Annotated in this window: 16 protein-coding genes; 6 read left to right on the top strand and 10 right to left on the bottom strand. The window is 66.9% G+C overall.

The features are described from left to right. The first annotated feature begins 7 nt into the window (after positions 1-7). On the top strand, positions 8-607 hold the full coding sequence (locus A5707_RS04700; protein ID WP_065013378.1) for a DUF1707 SHOCT-like domain-containing protein: 600 nt from the start codon (positions 8-10) through the stop codon (positions 605-607). Here the strand turns inward: A5707_RS04700 and A5707_RS04695 are convergent. Further along, positions 604-2,634, bottom strand: coding sequence for a vWA domain-containing protein (locus tag A5707_RS04695; RefSeq protein ID WP_065013347.1), 2,031 nt, complete (start codon positions 2,632-2,634; stop codon positions 604-606). The two genes, A5707_RS04700 and A5707_RS04695, sit on opposite strands and share 4 nt — an antisense overlap. Beyond that, the gene (locus A5707_RS04690; protein WP_065013346.1) at positions 2,627-4,012 is read right to left on the bottom strand and encodes an ATP-binding protein; all 1,386 of its coding nucleotides are present in this window, start codon (positions 4,010-4,012) and stop codon (positions 2,627-2,629) included. The genes A5707_RS04695 and A5707_RS04690 overlap by 8 nt, the downstream gene beginning before the upstream one ends. Positions 4,013-4,102: 90 nt before the next feature. On the opposite strand from A5707_RS04690, the gene A5707_RS04685 reads away from it, so the two are divergent. Beyond that, entirely contained in the window at positions 4,103-5,113 is a 1,011-nt protein-coding gene (locus A5707_RS04685) for an alpha/beta hydrolase (protein WP_065013345.1), read from the top strand. A 74-nt stretch (positions 5,114-5,187) separates the two neighbouring features. On the opposite strand, the gene purH is transcribed toward A5707_RS04685, so the two are convergent. From purH to A5707_RS04665, 4 genes are all read right to left on the bottom strand, one after another. Further along, on the bottom strand, positions 5,188-6,756 hold the full coding sequence (gene purH / locus A5707_RS04680) for a bifunctional phosphoribosylaminoimidazolecarboxamide formyltransferase/IMP cyclohydrolase (protein WP_065013344.1): 1,569 nt from the start codon (positions 6,754-6,756) through the stop codon (positions 5,188-5,190). Further along, positions 6,753-7,382 carry a phosphoribosylglycinamide formyltransferase gene (gene purN, locus A5707_RS04675; RefSeq protein ID WP_065013343.1) on the bottom strand — a complete coding sequence of 210 codons (630 nt, stop codon included), beginning with the start codon at positions 7,380-7,382 and terminating at the stop codon, positions 6,753-6,755. Before purN ends, purH begins: the two co-directional genes overlap by 4 nt. A gap of 28 nt (positions 7,383-7,410) precedes the next feature. Continuing rightward, a complete protein-coding gene (locus A5707_RS04670) occupies positions 7,411-8,694 on the bottom strand; it encodes a DUF6350 family protein (protein ID WP_082969251.1) in 1,284 nt (427 codons plus the stop codon). A 97-nt stretch (positions 8,695-8,791) separates the two neighbouring features. Beyond that, complete coding sequence (locus A5707_RS04665; RefSeq protein ID WP_065013342.1) at positions 8,792-9,694, bottom strand: DUF5336 domain-containing protein; 903 nt, start codon at positions 9,692-9,694, stop codon at positions 8,792-8,794. A gap of 245 nt (positions 9,695-9,939) precedes the next feature. Here A5707_RS04665 and A5707_RS04660 point away from each other — a divergent pair, with 245 nt between their 5' ends. Beyond that, the gene (locus A5707_RS04660) at positions 9,940-10,788 is read left to right on the top strand and encodes an LLM class F420-dependent oxidoreductase (RefSeq protein ID WP_065013341.1); all 849 of its coding nucleotides are present in this window, start codon (positions 9,940-9,942) and stop codon (positions 10,786-10,788) included. Positions 10,789-10,858: 70 nt separating this feature from the next. Here the strand turns inward: A5707_RS04660 and A5707_RS04655 are convergent, their stop codons facing one another. The 3 genes from A5707_RS04655 to sucC all read right to left on the bottom strand — a co-directional run bounded on the left by A5707_RS04655 (position 10,859) and on the right by sucC (position 14,526). Beyond that, entirely contained in the window at positions 10,859-12,388 is a 1,530-nt protein-coding gene (locus A5707_RS04655; RefSeq protein ID WP_065013340.1) for an acetyl-CoA acetyltransferase, read from the bottom strand. Positions 12,389-12,393: 5 nt separating this feature from the next. After that, entirely contained in the window at positions 12,394-13,296 is a 903-nt protein-coding gene (sucD, locus tag A5707_RS04650) for a succinate--CoA ligase subunit alpha (RefSeq protein WP_065013339.1), read from the bottom strand. A gap of 66 nt (positions 13,297-13,362) precedes the next feature. Then, the gene (gene sucC, locus A5707_RS04645) at positions 13,363-14,526 is read right to left on the bottom strand and encodes an ADP-forming succinate--CoA ligase subunit beta (RefSeq protein ID WP_065013338.1); all 1,164 of its coding nucleotides are present in this window, start codon (positions 14,524-14,526) and stop codon (positions 13,363-13,365) included. Between the two features lie 254 nt (positions 14,527-14,780). Here sucC and A5707_RS04640 point away from each other — a divergent pair, with 254 nt between their 5' ends. Continuing rightward, positions 14,781-15,845 carry a M23 family metallopeptidase gene (locus A5707_RS04640; RefSeq protein WP_065013337.1) on the top strand — a complete coding sequence of 355 codons (1,065 nt, stop codon included), beginning with the start codon at positions 14,781-14,783 and terminating at the stop codon, positions 15,843-15,845. 126 nt (positions 15,846-15,971) lie between these two features. Next, positions 15,972-16,514, top strand: coding sequence for a hypothetical protein (locus tag A5707_RS24345; protein ID WP_232000627.1), 543 nt, complete (start codon positions 15,972-15,974; stop codon positions 16,512-16,514). Between the two features lie 5 nt (positions 16,515-16,519). On the opposite strand, the gene pcrA is transcribed toward A5707_RS24345, so the two are convergent. After that, positions 16,520-18,823 carry a DNA helicase PcrA gene (gene pcrA / locus A5707_RS04630; RefSeq protein ID WP_065013336.1) on the bottom strand — a complete coding sequence of 768 codons (2,304 nt, stop codon included), beginning with the start codon at positions 18,821-18,823 and terminating at the stop codon, positions 16,520-16,522. A 202-nt stretch (positions 18,824-19,025) separates the two neighbouring features. On the opposite strand from pcrA, the gene A5707_RS04625 reads away from it, so the two are divergent. Next, positions 19,026-19,334, top strand: coding sequence for a chorismate mutase (locus A5707_RS04625; RefSeq protein WP_082969247.1), 309 nt, complete (start codon positions 19,026-19,028; stop codon positions 19,332-19,334). Positions 19,335-19,406 lie beyond the last annotated feature (72 nt).

The raw sequence follows: 19,406 nt of genomic DNA, 5'->3' as shown, positions 1-19,406 counted from the left end.
CATGGTGATGAGCAATTCAGCGCAGCCAGGCGCGGAGGGCGAGCGGAGCGGTCTGCCGCGCGCCGCCGAAACCGACCGCATCCAGGTGGCTCAGTTGCTCACCGAAGCCGCTGCCCAGGGCCGGCTGCAGATGAGCGACTACGAAGATCGGCTCACCAAGGCGTACGCGGCCAAGACGTATGCAGAATTGGACCGCCTGCACTCCGACTTACTTGGCTCGGTGAGCCCTTGTCGTGGCGGCGACTGCCAACCCGCGCCGTCCACTCTGCTGCTGGCGATCATGAGCGCATTCGAGCGGCGCGGCCGGTGGAATGTGCCGAAGAAGTTGACGACGTTCGCGCTGTGGGGCGGTGGGGTCGTCGATCTCCGCTACGCCGACTTCACCTCCACCGAGGTGGAGATTCGCGCCTACTCGATCATGGGCGGGCAAACAATTCTGCTGCCGCCCGAAGTCAACGTCGATATCCACGGCCACGGCGTGATGGGCGGGTTCGATCAACGTGTCAGCGGCGAAGGCTCACCGGGCGCTCCGACAGTCAAGGTTCGCGGCTTCTCGCTGTGGGGCGGTGTGGGTATCAAGCGGAAGAACCGCAAAGCTCAGCGCTAGCGGCGCCGCCGCCTGGACCGCAGGTAGTCGCCGACCACCGCGGCGCCCAGCCCGTCGAGGTCGGGCACCACGACCCGGCCCTCCACGCGTCGCGCCACCTGGTCGATGAACCGGGCCAGGCCCGGATCGCTGCCGAGTCGGAAGATCGTCACCTGCGCGCCCAGCCGGGCCATGTCGTCGAATCCCCGCACGGTGTGGGCGATGGTCCGGGGGTGCGGCGGATAGTCGAAAAATACTGCCGTGCCCTCGCCGTCGATTCCTTCCAGATGCGCAGTCGGCTCGCCGTCGGTGACCACCAAAACCACCGGCTGCGCGTTGGGATGGCGACGCAGATGCTGGCCGGCCAGCGCCAGCGCGTGGTGCAGGTTGGTGCCCTGCTCGTAGACACCCTCCAAGCCCATCAGCTCGGCCGGTGTCATCGTCCGCGCGTAGCGGCCAAACGCGATGATCTGCAACGCATCCGAGCGGAATCGGGTGCTGACCAGATGGTTGAGCGCCAGCGCGGTACGCTTCATCGGCAACCAGCGGTTCTCCATCACCATCGAAAACGAGGTGTCGACCAGCAGCGCCACCGCGGCCTGTGTGCGGGTCTCGGTCTCGGAGACCTCCACGTCGTCCACGGTGATCCGGATTGGCCCGTCGACGGTCGCGGTGCCGGCCCGCCGGAGCACCGCATTGGTCAGCGTGCGGGTGACATTCCACGGCTCGGTGTCACCGAACTGCCACGGTCGGGTGGCACCGGTCAGTTCGCCTGCCGCACCGGCACGCCGGTGATCACGCTCGCCGCGCCGACTGGAAAGCTGTTCTGCCACATCGCGTAACGCCGTCTCACCCAGCCGCCGCATCGCCTTGGGCGAGAGCCTCCACTGGCCGTCCGAACCGCGGTCGAAGAAGCCTTGGTTGACCAGCGCACGCTCCAGCTCGGCCAGCGTCTGCGCGTCGATGGCCGCCTGGTCGCCGAGCTGGCGAGCCAGCGCATCGAGGTCGACGTCATCCATGGTCGCGCCCGGATAGCTCTGGGACAGCTGCTCGGCCAGTTGTTCCAGCTCGGCGATGTCGGCCAACGCCTGCGCGCCCTCCCCCATCCCCAAGGGGTTGTCACCGGAGAACTCCGACGACCCGGTCCAGTCCTCGCCCGGGCGGGCGGCCTGCAGATGCATGTCCAGCCGATCCAACGCCTGCATCAACGCCGGCGACCCAAATGCTTGCTGCGCCAGCGCATCCAACTCGGCGCGCTGCTCGGCGCTCAGGCTGTTGCGAAACCGCTGCGCTGCGGCAGCCCGCTTGGCCAGCGAGTCGAGCAGCTCGTCGACGTTGCGTGGATTCTCCGGGAAGAACTCGCCGTGCTTGTTCATGAAGTCCTGAAAGTCCTGCTGCGTGTCCTCACCCCGGGAGTGCTTGTCCAGCAGGTTGTTCAGGTCGTCGAGCATCTCGGTGACGCGCTGGCGGTCCTCGTCGGTAGCGCCCTCCAATGCCTGCTTCATCCCGGCGAAGCGCTGGTCGAGCATCTCGCGGCCCAGCAGATCTTTGATCTGCTCGTACTTTTCGCGGGCCTCGCCGCTGCGCCAGTTGTACTCGGAGAGCTCCTGAACAGCTTTGGCCGGCGATGGCGACAGCGCCTCGAGCTGCAGCTCGCCGAAGCGTGCGTCGTCGTCGAGCGCGCGGGCCAGTGCTTTGCGCTCGGCCAGCACCGCCTCGTCGAGAAGCTTTTTAACCTCCTGCAATGTGCCGTCTAAATTGTTCTGGCGCAACAAGTCCCGTCGTCGCCGGTTGGCTTCGGCAGCTAGCCGGTCGGCACCAGGCAGATTCTTGGTGCCCCGCCGCAGCAGCTCGGACAACGCCCGGCGCGGCGAAGTGCCCGCCATCACGTCCTGCCCGATCTGCTCCAGCGCCTCGCGCAGGTCCACCGGCGGAGCAAGCGGGTCCGGCCCGCCGGTGTACGCCGAGTACCGCGACGAGTGCCCTTGTGACGATCGCAAGCGCGGCGAAGCCGGGCGCAGCGAGTCGTCACCATCGAAATTAGCCATAGACGGTTTCGCCCTCACCGGACACTTTGTCGACTCGCTTGGCCAAATACAGTGCCTCCAGCGCCAGCTCCAGGGCCGCGGCGCGCTCGCCCTCGGATTCCGCGCCCAACCGCTTGGCGACCGCGTCGATCACCGGCAATTCGGGCAGCGCCGCCAGCACGTTCTTGGCCGACACCCGCTCCCCCGTCGTCACCGCCGAACCACCCTCGACCGCGGCCACTAATGGGCCGACATCGAGACCACCAAGCACCCGCGACGCGGTGTCGGCGGTGGCGCGGCGCAACAAGTGTTCGAGCACTGCCTGCTCGCGCCCTTCCTCACCGGACTCGAACTCCAACTTGCCGCGCAGCACGTCGATGACGGTGCCGAGATCCACCACTCGGGCCACCGGGTCCGTTTCGCCGAGCACCGCGCCGCGATGCCGCGCGGCGGCAGCCACCGTCTCGGCGGCCGCGATCGCGAATCGGGCCGAGACGCCGGAGCGCTGATCGACCGAGTGGGATTCACGCAAGTAGCGAGCGAACCGCGCGATGATCTGGGTCAGATGTTCAGGCACCTGAGCACTCAGGTGCGCCTCCTGCACGATGACACCCACTTCGGCGTCGAGCTCCAACGGGTAGTGCGTGCGGATCTCCGCGCCGAACCGGTCTTTAAGCGGAGTGATGATCCGACCGCGGTTGGTGTAGTCCTCCGGGTTGGCGCTGGCCACCACCAGCACGTCGAGCGGCAGGCGCAGGGTGTAACCGCGAACCTGGATGTCACGCTCCTCCATCACGTTGAGCATCGACACCTGGATGCGCTCGGCGAGGTCGGGCAGCTCGTTGACCGCAACGATGCCGCGGTGCGCTCGCGGGATCAGCCCGTAGGCGATGGTCTCGGGGTCACCGAGGCTGCGTCCCTCGGCGACTTTGATCGGGTCGATGTCGCCGACCAGGTCGGCCACGCTGGTATCCGGTGTCGCCAACTTCTCGGTGTAGCGCTCGCTGCGGTGTCGCCACTCCACCGGTAGGTCGTCGCCCAGGGTGGCGGCGCGCCGGATCGACTCCGGGGTGATCGGCGAGTAGGGATGCTCGCCGAGTTCGGCGCCGCCGATCACCGGGGTCCACTCGTCGAGCAACCCCACCAGCGCCCGCAGCAGTCGCGTCTTGCCCTGACCCCGTTCGCCGAGCAGGACGAAGTCGTGGCCGGCGATCAGCGCGCGTTCCAGCTGCGGCAATACGGTGTCGTCGAAGCCCAGGATTCCCGGCCAGATGTCGTCACCCTCGGCCAGCGCGGTGAGCAGGTTTTCCCGGATTTCCTGTTTGACTCCCCGCTCGCGGTGCCCGCCGGCGCGCAGTTCGCCGACGGTGCGGGGCAGATGGGTCGGTGCGGTCACCACTCCACGCTACGACGGCGTCTCAACCTGCGTCATGCCACGTCGGATCCGCCATGTGTCGGGCATACCCAGCTACCCGATACCCTTGGTCCCGTGAACCTGCTGGATTGGCGTGATCGTCCCGCGACCGCGCATTTCGGGCCGGCCTGCTGGCAGCAGAGCCTGCTTGCCCTGTTGACGGCGATCTTCGTGCGGCCCGTGCTGGCAACCCTGACTGTTGTCGGCATGGTCATCAACCGCTTCCGCCCAGATGCGCTGCAGCGCGCCCGCCTCGACGTGATCGACAAGCCGCTGCGAGTGATTCCGCCGCTGCCGGACACCGACATCACTGCGGTTCGGCTGCCGCACTGCTCGGCCGAGTGGGTGGTCGCGGGGTCGGCGCGGGGCGCTGAGCGGGTCATCGTCTACTTCCACGGCTCGGCGCTGGTCACCCTGGGCCTGAATTCACATCGCCGCTTCGTCAGCAAGCTCTCAGCTGCCACGGGCGCCCAGGTGTTCAATGTGGGCTATCGGCTGGCGCCGCAGGTCGGCATTGACGACGCGGTGTCCGACGGACTCGACGCCTACCGGTACGTGCTATCCCGCGGCTTTGCTGCGGAACACGTTGTGGTGGCTGGGGATTCGGCCGGCGGTTTGATGGCAGCGCAGACCGCGCTGGCCGCCAGGGACGCCGGGCTGCCGGTGCCGGCCGGGCAGGCGCTGCTGTCCCCGCTGACGTCGTCGGACATGGAGTTGAAATACCGCGCGCTGAAAAGTCACCGCGACGTGATGTTTCCGTTCATGACGGTCAAGTTCATTTACGACGTGTTCGCCACCGTCAACGGCACCCGCCCGCTACCGGTGATGCCGCCCGAAGCAGACCTGCGCGGACTCGGCCCGTTCCTGCTGCAAGTGGGCACCCACGAGATGCTGCTCAACGACGCCCGGACGCTGGCCGAGCGATTGCGGGCGGCCGAGGTGCCGGTGTGGCTGCAGGAGTGGCACAAGTCCATGCACATGTTCCAGCTGAGCTTCGACGTCAACCCCGACGCCCGCCGAGCAGTCGAGGAGGTCGCCGGATTCATCCGCTACGTGACGACCGTGCCGGACGAAGCCAGCGCCTAACTACACCGCCGAATGTGGGCTTGATGCACGCTTTTCGCGATTTCGCGTAACACAATCCCACACTCGGCGGGCTCTTAGTGCGCGAAGTGCCGCGCGCCGGTCAGATACAGCGTCACGCCGGCGTTGGCCGCAGCGGCAGTCACCTCGTCGTCGCGAACCGAGCCGCCGGGATGGACGATCGCCGTGACCCCGGCCGCGGCCAGTGTCTCCAGCCCGTCCGGGAACGGGAAGAACGCGTCGGACGCCGCGACCGCGCCCTGCACCCGCTGCCCGCCGCGCTCGACGGCCAACCGGGCCGCGTCCACGCGGTTGACCTGACCCATGCCGACACCGACCGTGGCCCCGTCGGCCGCAACCACGATCGCGTTGGACTTCACCGCGCGGCAAGTACGCCAGGCAAACACTAAGTCTTCCAACGTTTCTGGGCCAGCCGGCGACCCCGCCGCCAACGTCCAGTTAGCCGGATTGTCCCCCGGCGCGTCGAGCCGGTCACGTTGCTGCATCAGAAGTCCGCCGCTGATTTGCCGCACCTCGGTTCCGCCGCCAAGCGGTTCGGAAGCCACCAACACCCGGATGTTCTTCTTGCGCGCCAGCACGTCGACGGCCCCGGGAGCATACGCCGGCGCCACAATCACTTCGGTGAAGATAGTGCTGACGTATTCGGCCATCTCGACGCTGACTTCGGTGTTGGTCGCGATCACTCCACCGAACGCGCTGAGCGGGTCGCACTCGTGGGCTTTGCGATGCGCGTCGGCCACCGAAACCGAGGAGATCGCGATCCCGCACGGGTTGGCGTGTTTGATGATCGCCACACACGTCTGCTCGTGGTCGAACGCTGCCCGCCAGGCGGCATCAGCGTCGGTGAAGTTGTTGTAGGACATCTCTTTTCCGTGCAACTGCTCGGCTTGCGCCAAGCCGGGCCAACCACTGTCGTCGGTGTAGAGCGCTGCTTGCTGATGCGGGTTTTCGCCGTATCGCAGCAATGTCGACCGCCGCCACGACCCGGCGAACCACTCCGGGAAAGATGTCTGCGGCTGCTCGGGCGCCAGCGTCGACTCCATCCAGCTGGCGACCGCGATATCGTAGTCGGCAGTGTGCCGGAATGCCAACGATGCCAACTTCTTTCGCTCAGCCAGCGTGAACCCGCCGTTGGACACCGCGGCGAGCACGCCGTCATAGCCGAGCGGATCGACCACCACTGCGACGCTGGGATGGTTCTTGGCCGCGGCCCGCACCATCGACGGTCCGCCGATATCGATCTGTTCGACGCACTCGTCGACACCGGCGCCGGAATCCACCGTCTCACCGAACGGATACAGATTGACCACCACCAGCTCGAAGGCGGCAATCCCGAGTTTCTCGAGGGCTGCGACGTGCTCCGGCTTGCGCAGGTCGGCGAGCAACCCGGCATGCACATGCGGGTGCAAGGTCTTCACCCGGCCGTCCAGCACCTCCGGGAAGCCGGTGACGTCTTCCACCGGGGTGACCGGAATGCCCCTATCTGCAATCGTTTTCGCTGTCGAGCCGGTCGAGACGATGTCGACGCCGGCGGCGTGCAGACCGCGGGCGAGGTCGATCAGTCCCGTCTTGTCGTACACGCTGATCAATGCGCGACGGACCGGCCGTCTCCCGTCGTTGCTCACCCGATGATCGCCTTTCGTCCGCTCCACGTCACGCCGCCGGTTGCCACCGCGGCCACCACGTCCACCAACAACTGCCGCTCGGTGATCTTGATTCTCTCGTGCAGGGTCTGCTCGTCGTCGCCGTCGAGCACCGGAACGGCTTGCTGAGCAAGTATCGGCCCGGTGTCGGTGCCGGCGTCGACCAGGTGCACCGTACAGCCGGTGATCTTCACCCCGTAGTCCAGCGCGTCGGTTACCCCGTGCGGGCCGGGGAAGGCCGGCAGCAACGTCGGATGTGAGTTGACGATTCGACCCGAGAAGCGTGAAAGAAACTGCGGTCCAAGGATTTTCATAAACCCGGCGGAGATGATCAGGTCGGGCGAATGCGCGGCGGTGGCCTCGGTGAGCGCGGCGTCCCACGCGTCGCGGCCGGGGTAGTCCTTGAGCCGGGCGCTGAAGATCGGCAGCGCCGCTACAGCGGCGACCTCGGCCGCCCGGCAAGCGCGATCCACCCCGACGGCGACCACCCGGCCGGGGTAGTCCCCCGCGGCGGCGCCGAGCAGCGACTCGAGCAGCGAACCGGTACCCGAAGCCAAAACCACCAGCCGTGCCGGCGCGCTGGGAGGCACATGGAGCGGTTGCTGCACAGGCTGAGCGTAGCTGGACACCCGATCCTCAGTCCGCGCCCGGCGGCACGTCGTCCGTATCGGTCGGTGTGACGGGCTCGGCAGCGTCGGCGTCGACGACCGGATCGTGTTGCGCCTGGTCCGGCTCGACTGGTCGGTCGTCGGGTTCGGGGGCAGGCGGTACGGTCTTGGGCTTCCGGGGCCGGCGGCTGATCCCGCCGGCCATCACCACCGTGAGCAGTCCCACGATCGCAAACCAGAGGAACACCGCGACACCGAAGGTGCCTTGGTCGACACCCACACCGCCAAAGTTGCCCAACTGCCCGCCGCCGGCGTACCCCAGCAGAGCCATGGTCAGCGCCGCCAACACCGCGGCAACCACCACGTTGGCGACTGCCGCCGACGCCGGAAGCGGGCGCCGTGCGCATTGCTGCCCGACCGCCACTGCCGAGGATGCGCCGATGATCAGCAGCGCGACCCACACCGGCCCCAGCGGCGGGCTCGGAGCCGCAGCCAGCACCGGCAGCGCGGGAATGTCGCCGCCGAACACGGTGAACGAGCTAAATGTCGCGAAACCGAGATGGACACTGGATCCCACCGCAACCGCGGCGGTACCGACGATGACGTTGGGTGCATACAACACCGACAGCACGGTCAGGCTGAATTGGCCGAAAATCGAATCGGTGATCGCATAAAGGTCGTGCATCGTCCCCCAGTGCACGATCAGCGATCCGGCCGTCACCACGCCGGACAGTCCCAGCAGCGCCAGCATGCCTGCGACCGCGCCGCGCAGTGAATCAAATAGCCAGTCAGGCAACGGCGAAACCGCCAACGCCCGGCGCCCCACCCGCGAACCGACCCCGATCAGTGCGCCGATGCCGTGTACCACCAGCACGCTCACGAATGCCCGCAGCGCGCTCGGCGTCTGCAGTTCGGTGATCACCGAGGCGGCATCGTGGATCACGGCTAACGAGACCGCGGCGATCAGCAGCGGCCCGCCCAACGCTGAGGCCACGATCCAGCGGATGACAAACCAGGACGTCGTGCCGGCGGTGGCTTGGGCCGTCGTGCGGGCAACCCCCCACACCATCAGCAGCACCGGCAACAACGGCATCACACCGAGCTCACGGCCGCCGATCGAGATCGGCACCTGATGGGCACCCAGCCACATACTGGCGATGGCGCCCAGCGCGCCGGTCATGTCGCTGTTGGCCATCAGCAACTGCAGCAACGTCACCGCGGCGATGATGACCAGCGCCACCACCGCCGGGCCGAACGCCACCCGCAACAGGTCACGGGCCTGGCGGGCGCCTACCGCTGGATTGTCAGCCACCCACGTCACTCTTTGCGCACGTTGCTAACCCGCTGCGCCCGTCGTCGCCGCGCTGGCGATCACCACCGGGGTACTCGGACGCGACCCGCTGGGCTCGTCAGGACTGCGACGGGCCAGACGACGGAGACTGTGGTTGCTGGCCCTGGCCGTACGACTGCTGGCTCTGGCCCGAACCGCTTTGGGTGCCGGAACTCCCCTGACCTGTGCTCTGGGATCCCGAACCGCTCGACGGCGGTTGGCCGTAGCTGGGGAAGCCGGTGGGCGGCGTGGCCGGGCCGTGTTGGGACGACCCCTGCTGCGAAGACTGTTGCTGCTGCTGCGGGCCGGTCTGCTGGCCGACGGTGCTGAAACCGCCGGTCGACGGCGACGACGGGTAGCTGCCGTACTGCGACCCATAGCCCTGCGGCGACTGGGGGCTGTGCTGCTGGTAATGGCCCTGTTGCTGGCCGTAGTAACCGGACTGGCCGCCGTACTGGCCGTAGTGACCGCCGTACTGCTCGTATTTGGGTCGCGGCGCGGGCGGGGTGATGACGCCCGCCTCCAGCAGGAGTGCAACGACCGCGACGATCGCCTGAATCACGCCGCAGGCCAGAATGAACCACAACGCCCACGCGGCCGAGACACCGCTTGGCGTACTGAGCGTCTCTTTGATCGCCGTCAACGCGCCCAGCACCGCAATCGCCGCGACCACCGCCGCGTAGTTCTTCGCCTTGGGCACCAAACTGACGGCGGCGAGCAGCGCGGCCACCAGCGCCGCGAGGATCCCGATCCCGATGTCGCCGGAAACCGGTACGGCCGGGCCGACGTCGGAGTCGACATTAAACATTGTGCCGAAGCTCGCCAGATAGCTCGCCAAGCCGAGCGCCACCACTGCGATGGTCAAGTAGAGACCCAAATTGCTCGCGTGGTCATCGGATTTCGCGAACGACGGTGAAGACGCTCCGTAGGAGCCCGGCGACTGAGCGGGCGGATATCCGGGACTGCCGGGCGAGTAGGTCATGGCTTCTCCTGTGCTTCCAGTGCTGTTCCGGCCCCACTGTCGTGCGGCGCTTGTCACTCCCATGCGCCGCTCCCCGCGACGCTGCGTCGGACCGCTCCATGAACGCCGTGACGGCTGGCGCGGCGTTGCGACGCGATTCGATCATCCACGCTAGCGCACAGACTGGTGAAGGCGCTGCGCCCCACGCGTGTCAATCTGTGACCCCGCGGTTGCCCGGTGGATTGGAACACGTTCTAATTCAGGGCATGGATTACGGGCTTGTGCTGTTCACCAGCGACCGTGGTATCTCCCCGGCCGCGGCCGCCACCCTCGCCGAAAACCACGGCTTCCACACCTTCTACGTCCCAGAACACACGCATATCCCGATCAAGCGCGAGGCGGCGCACCCGACTACTGGCGACGAGTCGTTGCCCGACGACCGTTACATGCGCACGTTGGATCCGTGGGTGAGTTTGGGCGCGGCGTGCGCGGTCACCTCACGGGTTCGGCTGTCCACGGCAGTGGCACTGCCGGTGGAACACGATCCGATCACGCTGGCCAAATCGATTGCCACTCTGGACCATCTGTCCGGCGGCCGGGTGAGTCTCGGCGTGGGGTTCGGCTGGAACACCGACGAACTGGCCGACCATGGTGTGCCGCCCGGCCGGCGTCGCACGATGCTGCGTGAATACCTCGAGGCGATGCGGGCGCTGTGGACGCAGGAGGAAGCCGCTTACCAGGGTGAGTTCGTCAACTTCGGGCCCAGTTGGGCCTGGCCCAAGCCGGTGCAGTCGCATATCCCGGTGCTGGTGGGCGCGGCCGGTACCGAGAAGAACTTCAAGTGGATCGCACGGAGCGCCGACGGCTGGATCACCACGCCGCGGGACGTCGACATCGACGAGCCGGTGAAGCTATTGCAGGACACCTGGGCGGCCGCCGGCCGCGACGGGGCGCCGCAGATCGTGGCGCTGGACTTCAAGCCGGTGCCCGAGAAGCTGGCCCGCTGGGCCGAACTGGGTGTCACCGAGGTGCTGTTCGGGTTGCCGGACCGCTCCGAAGACGAGGTGGCCGCCTACGTGGAGCGGCTGGCCGGCAAGCTGGCCGCCTCGGTTTAGCGTCGAGCGTGCGCAGAAACGGGTTTGATGTCGGCGTGTCGACCGGGGACACGCACGCTCGCGCAAGAAGTTAAGACAGCGTGCAGCGGTTGCCGTAGTCGAACGAGCGCACCGAAACCGACTGTCCGAGCGGGTCGCCCTCGGTCAGCAGCGCGATCAAGTCGTCGTCCTCGGTGGTAGCCAAAAACCGGCTGTCGTCGGCGGTTAAGCGGCCGATGATGATCCCGGTCAACCGGCCGTTGTCGCGCCGCACCGTGTAGGTCTCCACGGTGCCGGTCCCCTCGGCCTGCTCGGTCACCGCCACGGTCGGCGCTGCGGCGATCTGTGCCTGCAGCTCGGCGCTGCGATCGGCTTTCCATTCCACCGGTGTGCTCGAGTACACCCCGACCGAGTACTTGCTCATGATGCCGCCGTTGGCGCCGACGACACCGAATTGCCCTGGCCTACTGCGCATCTGCGCGACGGTCTCGGCCACGCCGTGCATCGAGTAGTTGTTGCCGGCCCCGCCGAAGAACGGCAGGCCACCGGTCAAGGTCAGCCCGCGCCGATCGTCGGGCGCAATGCCCATCCCGTCGCAGATGTTGAACACTGGCACGGGGAAGCAGCTGTACAAGTCGAACGTGGCGATGTCGTCGATGCCGATGCCGGCTACCGCCAGCGCTTCGCGCACCGCCATCACCGCCGACGGGGCGTGCCCGAGATCGGGCCGCTCCAGCAGGCTTTGCTCTTCCATATCGGCATGCCCATGCAGGAAAACCCAATTCTCTTCGGGCACACCGAGTTTGCGCGCAGCCTCCACCGACATCAGCAGGGCCGCCGCACCTTGGTTGACCTGGTCGCGGGCGACGAGCAGCCGCGGGTACGGCTCGGAGATCATCCGGTTGCTCTCGGTGACGGTGATCAGTTCCTCGACATCGCGCCGCACCGGCGCAGCGGCGAACGGATTGTCCGCGGCCACCTTGGAAAACGGCGCGAACAGCTCACCCATTCGCCGCAGATAGTCGGCCGGCCCCAGTCCCGTCCCGGCCCGTCGGGCATTCTCCAGCAACGCGTATTGCGTGGGCGCGTCCACCAAGCCGTGCACCACCGTGTAGCGGCTGATGAGTCCCTCGATGCCGTAGCCGCGGTCTTCCAGCGAGCCCTCGACCGTCTCGGTGAAGTCCGGGCGGTTGTCGGCCGTGGCGAAGTAGCGCGTCGTCGACGTCGCGTCCGACCCGAAGATCAACACGACCTCGGCCTGGCCGGCGGCGATCCCACCGGCCAATTCGGTGATCAGGTGCTGCGGGCCTTGTCCGCCCACCACCTCCAGAATCGCCCGGGCCGGGTCGGCGCCGATCCGGTTGGCCACCGAGCGTGGGTAGTTGTTCGACTTGCCCAACACCGGCTGAGCCGGTCCGGAGATCTCGAACTGGCGCACGCCCGCGACGGTGTCGATCGCCGCGGCAACCTTGGCCACGTCGGCGCCGCAATCGTCTAACGCGGCACGAGCCCCGGCGGCGGCCAACTCCACGGCCGACATTGCGCGGTAGTACGGGTCGTCGATCCGTTCGGCAGCCTGCCCGACACCGACGACGACGGGGGTGCAGGCGTCGATACTCACCGGACCTACATGCTTTGCAGGATCTGGCGCGCCAGCGCCGCAGTCTCCGAAGGAGTCTTACCGACCTTGACGCCGGCCGCCTCCAGGGCTTCCTTCTTGGCGGCCGCGGTGCCCGACGAACCGGACACGATGGCACCGGCGTGCCCCATCGTCTTGCCCTCAGGCGCGGTGAACCCGGCGACGTATCCGACGACGGGCTTGGAGACGTTGGCCTTGATGTAGTCGGCGGCGCGTTCCTCGGCGTCGCCGCCGATCTCGCCGATCATCACGATGACTTTGGTCTCCGGATCCTTCTCGAATGCCTCGATGGCGTCGATGTGAGTGGTGCCGATCACCGGGTCGCCGCCAATGCCGATTGCGGTGGAAAACCCGAAGTCCCGCAACTCGAACATCATCTGATAGGTCAACGTGCCCGACTTCGACACCAGGCCGATCGGACCCGGCCCGCTGATGTTGGCCGGCGTGATACCGACCAGCGCCTGGCCCGGGGTGATGATCCCGGGACAGTTCGGGCCGATGATGCGGGTCTTGTTGCCCTTGCTCACGTTGTAGGCCCAGGCATAGGCGCTGTCCTGCACCGGAATTCCCTCGGTGATGACTACCAGCAGGGGGATCTCGGCGTCGACGGCCTCGATGATGGCGTCCTTGGCGAACTTGGGCGGCACGAAGATGATCGAGACGTCGGCGCCGGTCTCCTTCATGGCCTCCGCGACACTGCCGAACACCGGCAGCTTGATGACCCGGCCGCCCTTGTCCTCATGGGTGACAGTGGTGCCCGCCTTACGGGCGTTGACGCCGCCGACGATCTGGGTGCCGGCCTTGAGCATCCGAGCGGTGTGCACGGTGGCCTCGCTGCCGGTGATGCCCTGAACGATGACCTTGTTGTCCTTGGTCAGAAAGATAGACATATCTAATGGTCCTTTCAGTAGTGGCGACCCGCTGCGCCCGGCTTCGCCGAGCTTGCGATCGCCACGTCAGGCGCTCGCCAGCTCGGCGGCTTTGTCGGCGGCCTCATCCATCGTGGGCACCAGCGTCACCAGCGGGTGGTTGGCCTCGGCCAGGATGCGCCGGCCCTCCTCGACGTTGTTGCCGTCGAGCCGAACCACCAGCGGCTTGGTGGCGGTGTCGCCCAGCATCTGCAGCGCCGACACGATGCCACTGGCCACCGCGTCGCAGGCGGTGATGCCGCCGAACACGTTGACGAACACGCTTTTGACCTGCGGGTCGCCCAGGATGACGTCCAGCCCGGCCGCCATCACTTCGGCGGAGGCGCCGCCGCCGATGTCCAGGAAGTTGGCCGGCTTCACGCCGCCGTGCTTCTCGCCGGCGTAGGCGGCTACGTCCAGCGTCGACATCACCAAGCCGGCACCGTTGCCGATGATCCCGATCTGGCCGTCGAGCTTGACGTAGTTGAGGTCGTGTTCTTTGGCCTTGAGCTCCAGCGGGTCGGTGGCGTCGCGGTCTTCGAACTCGGCGTGGCCGGGCTGGCGGAAGTCGGCGTTGCCGTCGAGCGTCACCTTGCCGTCCAGCGCCAGGATCTGGTCGTCGGGGGTGCGCACCAGCGGGTTGACCTCGACCAGCGTCGCGTCCTCGGCCACGAAGCACTCCCAGAGCTTCTGGATGGTGACTGCAGCGGCGTCGAGCACCTCGGCCGGCAGATGCCCCTGCTCGGCGATGGACCGGGCGAACGCCAGATCGACGCCCTTGACCGCGTCGACGGGCACCTTGGCCAGCCGCTCGGGCTTGGTCGCGGCGACCTCCTCGATCTCCATGCCGCCCTCCACCGAGCACATCGCCAGGTAGGTGCGGTTGGCCCGGTCGAGCAGGAAGGAGATGTAGTACTCCTCGGCGATGTCGCTGGCCTCCGAGACCAGCAGCTTCTTCACGATGTGGCCCTTGATGTCCAGACCGAGGATGTTGTTGGCGTGGGTGTAGGCGTCCTCGGGCGTCGCGGCGTACTTCACCCCGCCGGCCTTGCCGCGGCCACCGGTCTTGACCTGCGCCTTGACCATCACCGGGCGACCGATTTCCTGGGCTATCGCCTTCGCGTCGTCGGCGTCGGCGGTCACCCGGCCGGGCGTGGTGGGGACGTTGTGCTTGGCGAACAATTCCTTCGCCTGGTACTCGAAAAGATCCATGGGCTCACTTCTATGTGTCGGCCTTTGTGTCCACGGGTCGGTTTCCCGAACCCCGCTTGCGGGAACTGTATCGACACGGCCGGAAGGTTCCATCGTCGGCATCCGCCGATGTGGTCGATCTCACCGCCCGGGCTGCGTGATTCAAGTCACATTCCCGGGCGGATCTTTGGCGCGGGATTGCGAGCGTCGGCGCTCTGCGGTTAACGTCTCAGGGTCCAGATAACGTTATGGTTACGACCCGAGGGACAATCAGGTTGACCCAGCACCTTTCCGCCCGGTCTCCTGCCTTAGGAGACTCCCGCGGATCGAGCGACCGCTGGTCAGATTTCGACCGCAACGAAGTCACCGACATCATCCCGTTCAATGAGTTCGGGGAGCTCGCCAACCTCGATGACTTGGACTTCTGCGACAACAGCGTCTTCGACACCGAGGCAGCGGTGCTGCGGGCGCCCGAATTGGATGACCTCGACGAGTCCGACGATCTGACCCCGCTGCAACTGGCCCGCCCCCGCGCGCACCGGCCGGCGCCGGACGAGGCGCGCACCGACCGCCACCGATTCGACCTGCACAGCCATCCCCAGGGCGTCGACGGCACCGACCTTCCTTGGCGCCGCGGACAGCACCGCAAGCAGCCGAGCAGCGCGGTGCGCGGCCGGGTGTTGATCACCGCGATGGCGGCTGGAGCCGCCGCTGCGGCCGCACACTCTGCGACGCATCCGTCCGATACCGCGAACGCCGAAACCGTGCTCGCCGCCGACGCCTCAGCGCTCAACGGCGGCTCGATCACCACGTCGCCGCGGGGCATGCAAATGGTCACCGTGCAACCGGCCGCCAGCGCAGCGGTGCACAGTGCGGAGCTCGCCAAGGGCGTGGCGTTTGCCCAAGAGCGCGCACAGCGCGAGGCGCGACTGCAGCAGCCGCTCTACGTCATGCCGACCAAGGGCCTGTTCACCTCCAATTTCGGCTACCGCTGGGGCGTGCTGCACGCCGGTATCGACATCGCGAACTCGATCGGGACGCCGATCGTGGCGGTGTCCGACGGGGTCGTCATCGACGCCGGCCCGACTGCCGGCTACGGACAGTGGGTCAAGCTGCGCCACGCCGACGGGACAGTGACGCTCTACGGCCACGTCAACACCACCACGGTCAGTGTCGGTGAGCGGGTAATGGCCGGCGATCAGATCGCCACAATGGGTAACCGCGGCAATTCGACTGGACCGCACCTGCACTTCGAGGTGTTGCTCAATGGCTCGGACCGGGTGGATCCGGTTCCGTGGCTGGCCAAGCGGGGTCTCAGCCTCGGCAGCTTCGCCGGTTGATCGGTGGCCAAGCCGACTCGGCGGTAGTGCGCCTACCATCGATCTGATGGTCCTGTTCGCGACGGCGGTGCTGCGGACGCCTCCGCGGCCACACCGCCACCCGAGGACACCACAGGAAGGCCTGAGGTGACGACATCCCACGACGAAGCGCCCCGGACTCGCATCATCCGCCGAGCGCCGACCACGCCGCTTCCGGCGATCGCAGACGATGCCCGCACCACCCACATCCCGCGCCAGCCGCCGACCCCCAGCGGCTACCAAGCGCAGCGCCCCGGCGCGGGGGCGCACACCACGGAGGTACCGGCCAGCCGGGTAGCCATCGCCGCCGCTGCGGTCAGCATCGTCAGCGGTTGGGCCACCTCCGTGGTGGCCACCGAATTGATCGCCGGCTGGTGGCAATCCGACCGGTTGTTTTGCGTCGCGGTCGGGTTTCTCGCGCTGGTGTTCGCGCTGGCCACCGTATCGGGCGTGATCCTCCTGCTGCGGCGGCGGACGCTCGGTCGCTACCTCATCGTGGCCGGTGCCGTGGTTGCGGTGCTGACTTACCTCGGGGTATTCATCGCCGGCGCACGCGTCGCCTGGATCGTGCACACGCTGTGGATACTGCCGGTCGCCAGCGCGGTGCTGGCGATGCACCCGCAAACCAAACGCTGGTTGCCTCAGCGTTAGCCAAGCTAAAGCTTGGTGACCGGGGCGTGGTTGTGCATCAGCTTGACCCGCCCCGAGCTGCCGAAGTCGATCAGCGACATCGCGGATTCCCCGACCCCGGAAACTTCCTCCACCCGGCCCAGCCCGTACTTGTCGTGTGACACCCGGTCACCGGGTTGCAGCACCAGCAGCGGGCGTTTGCTCGACGACGCGCGAGCCGGTGACGGCCGTGCCGGCCCGAATCGGCCGGCGCCGCTGACCGGTGCGCTGAATGTCGGCGCGGGGTCGGTGCGCCGCCAGTCGATGAGTTCCTCGGGGATTTCGCGCAGGAACCGCGACTCGGGGTTGAGCATCGGCTGTCCCCACGACGAGCGGACCTTGGCGCGGCTCAGATACAGCCGCTGCCGCGCCCGGGTGATCCCGACGTAGGCCAGCCGCCGCTCCTCGCAGAGCTCGGTCGGATCACCCAATGCCCGCATGTGCGGGAACATTCCGTCCTCCCACCCGGTCACGAACACGACCGGAAACTCCAGTCCCTTCGCGGTGTGCAGCGTCATCAATGTCACCACACCGGCGGTGTGCTCGGGGATCTCGTCCGCGTCGGCGACCAGCGAAACCCGTTCCAGAAACTGTGCCAGCACACCGGTGTCGGGCACGTCCTCGTCGTCCGGAGCGTCCTCGAGGGCGGCGGCGTTAGCCAGATCGGTCGCGAATTCGTGTGCGACGCTGACAAGTTCGTTGAGGTTGTCCAGTCTGGCCAAGTCTTGCGGGTCGCTGGAGGATTCCAACTCGGTGCGGTAGCCGGTGCGGTTCAGCACCGCCTCGACCAACTCGCCCAGGTCGCCGTCAAGGTGTCCCCGCAGCTCGTCGAGCATCTCGACAAAGCCCTTGATCGCATTGACCGCACGGGAATTCAGCATCGGGACTTTGCCGTCGGCGGCGGCAGCCAGCGCGTCGGCAAAGCTCGCCCCGGTGTTCTCGGCGTAGACGGCCACGCAAGCCTCGGCGCGGTCACCGATCCCGCGCCGCGGTGTGTTGAGGATGCGGCGCAGGCTCACCGCATCGCCCGGGTTGTCCAGCACCCGCAGGTAGGCGACGACGTCGCGGATCTCTTTGCGCTCGTAAAACCGCACTCCGCCAACGACTTTGTAGGGGATGCCGGCCCGGATGAACACCTCTTCCAGCGACCGCGACGAGTTGTTGGTCCGGTAGAAAACCGCCACGTCGTTGTAGGTGATCTCACCGTTCTGCGCCAGCGCGTCGATCTCCTCGGCGACAAAGCGTGCCTCGTCGTGCTCGTTGTCGGCGACGTAGCCGACGATCAGTTCGCCCTCGCCGGCATCGGTCCACAGCCGCTTCTCCCGCCGCCCGGAGTTCCGCGCGATCACCGAGTTCGCCGCCGACAAGATGTTCTGCGTCGAGCGGTAATTCTGTTCCAGCAGAATCGTTGTGGCGTTCGGGTAGTCGCGTTCGAAGTCTTCGATGTTGCGGATCGTGGCGCCGCGGAAGGCGTAGATCGACTGGTCGGCATCGCCGACCACGCAAAGCTCGGCAGGCGGCACGTCGTCGTCGCTACCGTGCCCGGCGAGTTCGCGCACCAGCACGTATTGCGCGTGGTTGGTGTCCTGGTATTCGTCGACCAGGATGTGCCGGAACCGCCTGCGGTAGTGCTGAGCGATCTGCGGGAAGGCTTGCAGCACTGCGACGGTCTCGCCGATCAGGTCGTCGAAGTCCAGCGCGTTGGCCGCCCGCAGCCGGTGCTGGTATTCGGAGTAGACGGCGGCCACGGTGCGGGCCAGGTCATCGGATTCCTCGGAAAGATCCGACAGTGCCCGTTGCGGATCGATCAGCTCGTTTTTCAGGTTGGAGATGGCGTTGGCCAGCAGCCGCGGCGAATACCGCTTGATATCCAGCCCCATGTCCTTGCCGATCATCTGCAGTAGCCGCCGCGAATCGTCGGCGTCGTAGATCGAGAAGTTGGAATTCAGGCCCGGCACCAGCGAGGCCTGGTTGCGCAGGATCCGCACGCAGGTCGAATGGAACGTCGACACCCACATCGAGAACCCAGCGCGGGCTCCTGTCAGCTGGACCACCCGCTCGCGCATCTCGGCGGCGGCTTTGTTGGTGAAGGTGATGGCCAGAACCTGGCCAGGGCTGACGCCGCGGGCGGCCAGCAGGTAGGCGATCCGTCGCGTCAAGACGGCGGTCTTGCCCGAACCCGCGCCCGCGACGATCAGCAACGGCGAACCTTCGTGCAGCACGGCCTGACGCTGCTGCGGGTTGAGCCCGTCGAGGAGTTGGTCTGCTTCGGCGTTTACATGCAGAGTCATGTCTGTCCAAACTTACCGCCGTTCGGCGACACCTTTTGCGCTGCCACGACCGTTAGTGGCACACTTCAATTCGTGCTCTACACGCAGCGTCGATTTTTCTACGGGTACCGGACAGCGGTGCCCGTGGTCTAGCTGCTTCCCAGAGCCCCGCGGTCCGCATCTGCGATCCGGGGCTCGTCTGTTGTGTGAGGCCCGGACACGGATGAGATCAGAAGCCACCAACAGCGAGAATGCGGAGTCACGACCCATGTCTACAGAAACCGAACAGCTTTCCGACATCGATGAGCTGCGGCGGGAGATCGATCGGCTGGACGCCGAGATCTTGGCCGCGGTCAAGCGCCGCACGGAGGTCTCCCAGGCGATCGGCAAGGTCCGGATGGCCTCCGGCGGCACACGCTTGGTGCACAGTCGCGAAATGAAAGTCATCGAGCGCTACAGCGAGCTCGGTCCCGACGGCAAAGACCTGGCCATGCTGCTGCTGCGGATGGGCCGCGGACGGCTCGGTCACTGACTCGCCCGTTTAGCCGCTCGTTCACCTCGCGTTCATCAGGCCCCGGCCCCGCCGTGACTAGGGTCGAAAGGT

Source organism: Mycobacterium kyorinense (assembly GCF_001672775.1).
GTDB classification, from domain to species: Bacteria; Actinomycetota; Actinomycetes; order Mycobacteriales; family Mycobacteriaceae; genus Mycobacterium; species Mycobacterium kyorinense_A.
The sequence above is the reverse complement of the archived record's forward strand: the minus strand, read 5'-3'. Positions and strand labels throughout refer to the sequence as shown.

What these genes read in the sequence shown, in the direction of transcription:
- A5707_RS04700 (WP_065013378.1), top strand. Translation starts at nt 8, where the DNA reads ATGAGCAATTCAGCGCAGCCAGGCGCGGAGGGCGAGCGGAGCGGTCTG.
- A5707_RS04695 (WP_065013347.1), bottom strand. Translation starts at nt 2,634, where the DNA reads ATGGCTAATTTCGATGGTGACGACTCGCTGCGCCCGGCTTCGCCGCGC.
- A5707_RS04665 (WP_065013342.1), bottom strand. Translation starts at nt 9,694, where the DNA reads ATGACCTACTCGCCCGGCAGTCCCGGATATCCGCCCGCTCAGTCGCCG.
- A5707_RS04660 (WP_065013341.1), top strand. Translation starts at nt 9,940, where the DNA reads ATGGATTACGGGCTTGTGCTGTTCACCAGCGACCGTGGTATCTCCCCG.
- sucD (WP_065013339.1), bottom strand. Translation starts at nt 13,296, where the DNA reads ATGTCTATCTTTCTGACCAAGGACAACAAGGTCATCGTTCAGGGCATC.
- sucC (WP_065013338.1), bottom strand. Translation starts at nt 14,526, where the DNA reads ATGGATCTTTTCGAGTACCAGGCGAAGGAATTGTTCGCCAAGCACAAC.
- pcrA (WP_065013336.1), bottom strand. Translation starts at nt 18,823, where the DNA reads ATGACTCTGCATGTAAACGCCGAAGCAGACCAACTCCTCGACGGGCTC.
- A5707_RS04625 (WP_082969247.1), top strand. Translation starts at nt 19,026, where the DNA reads ATGAGATCAGAAGCCACCAACAGCGAGAATGCGGAGTCACGACCCATG.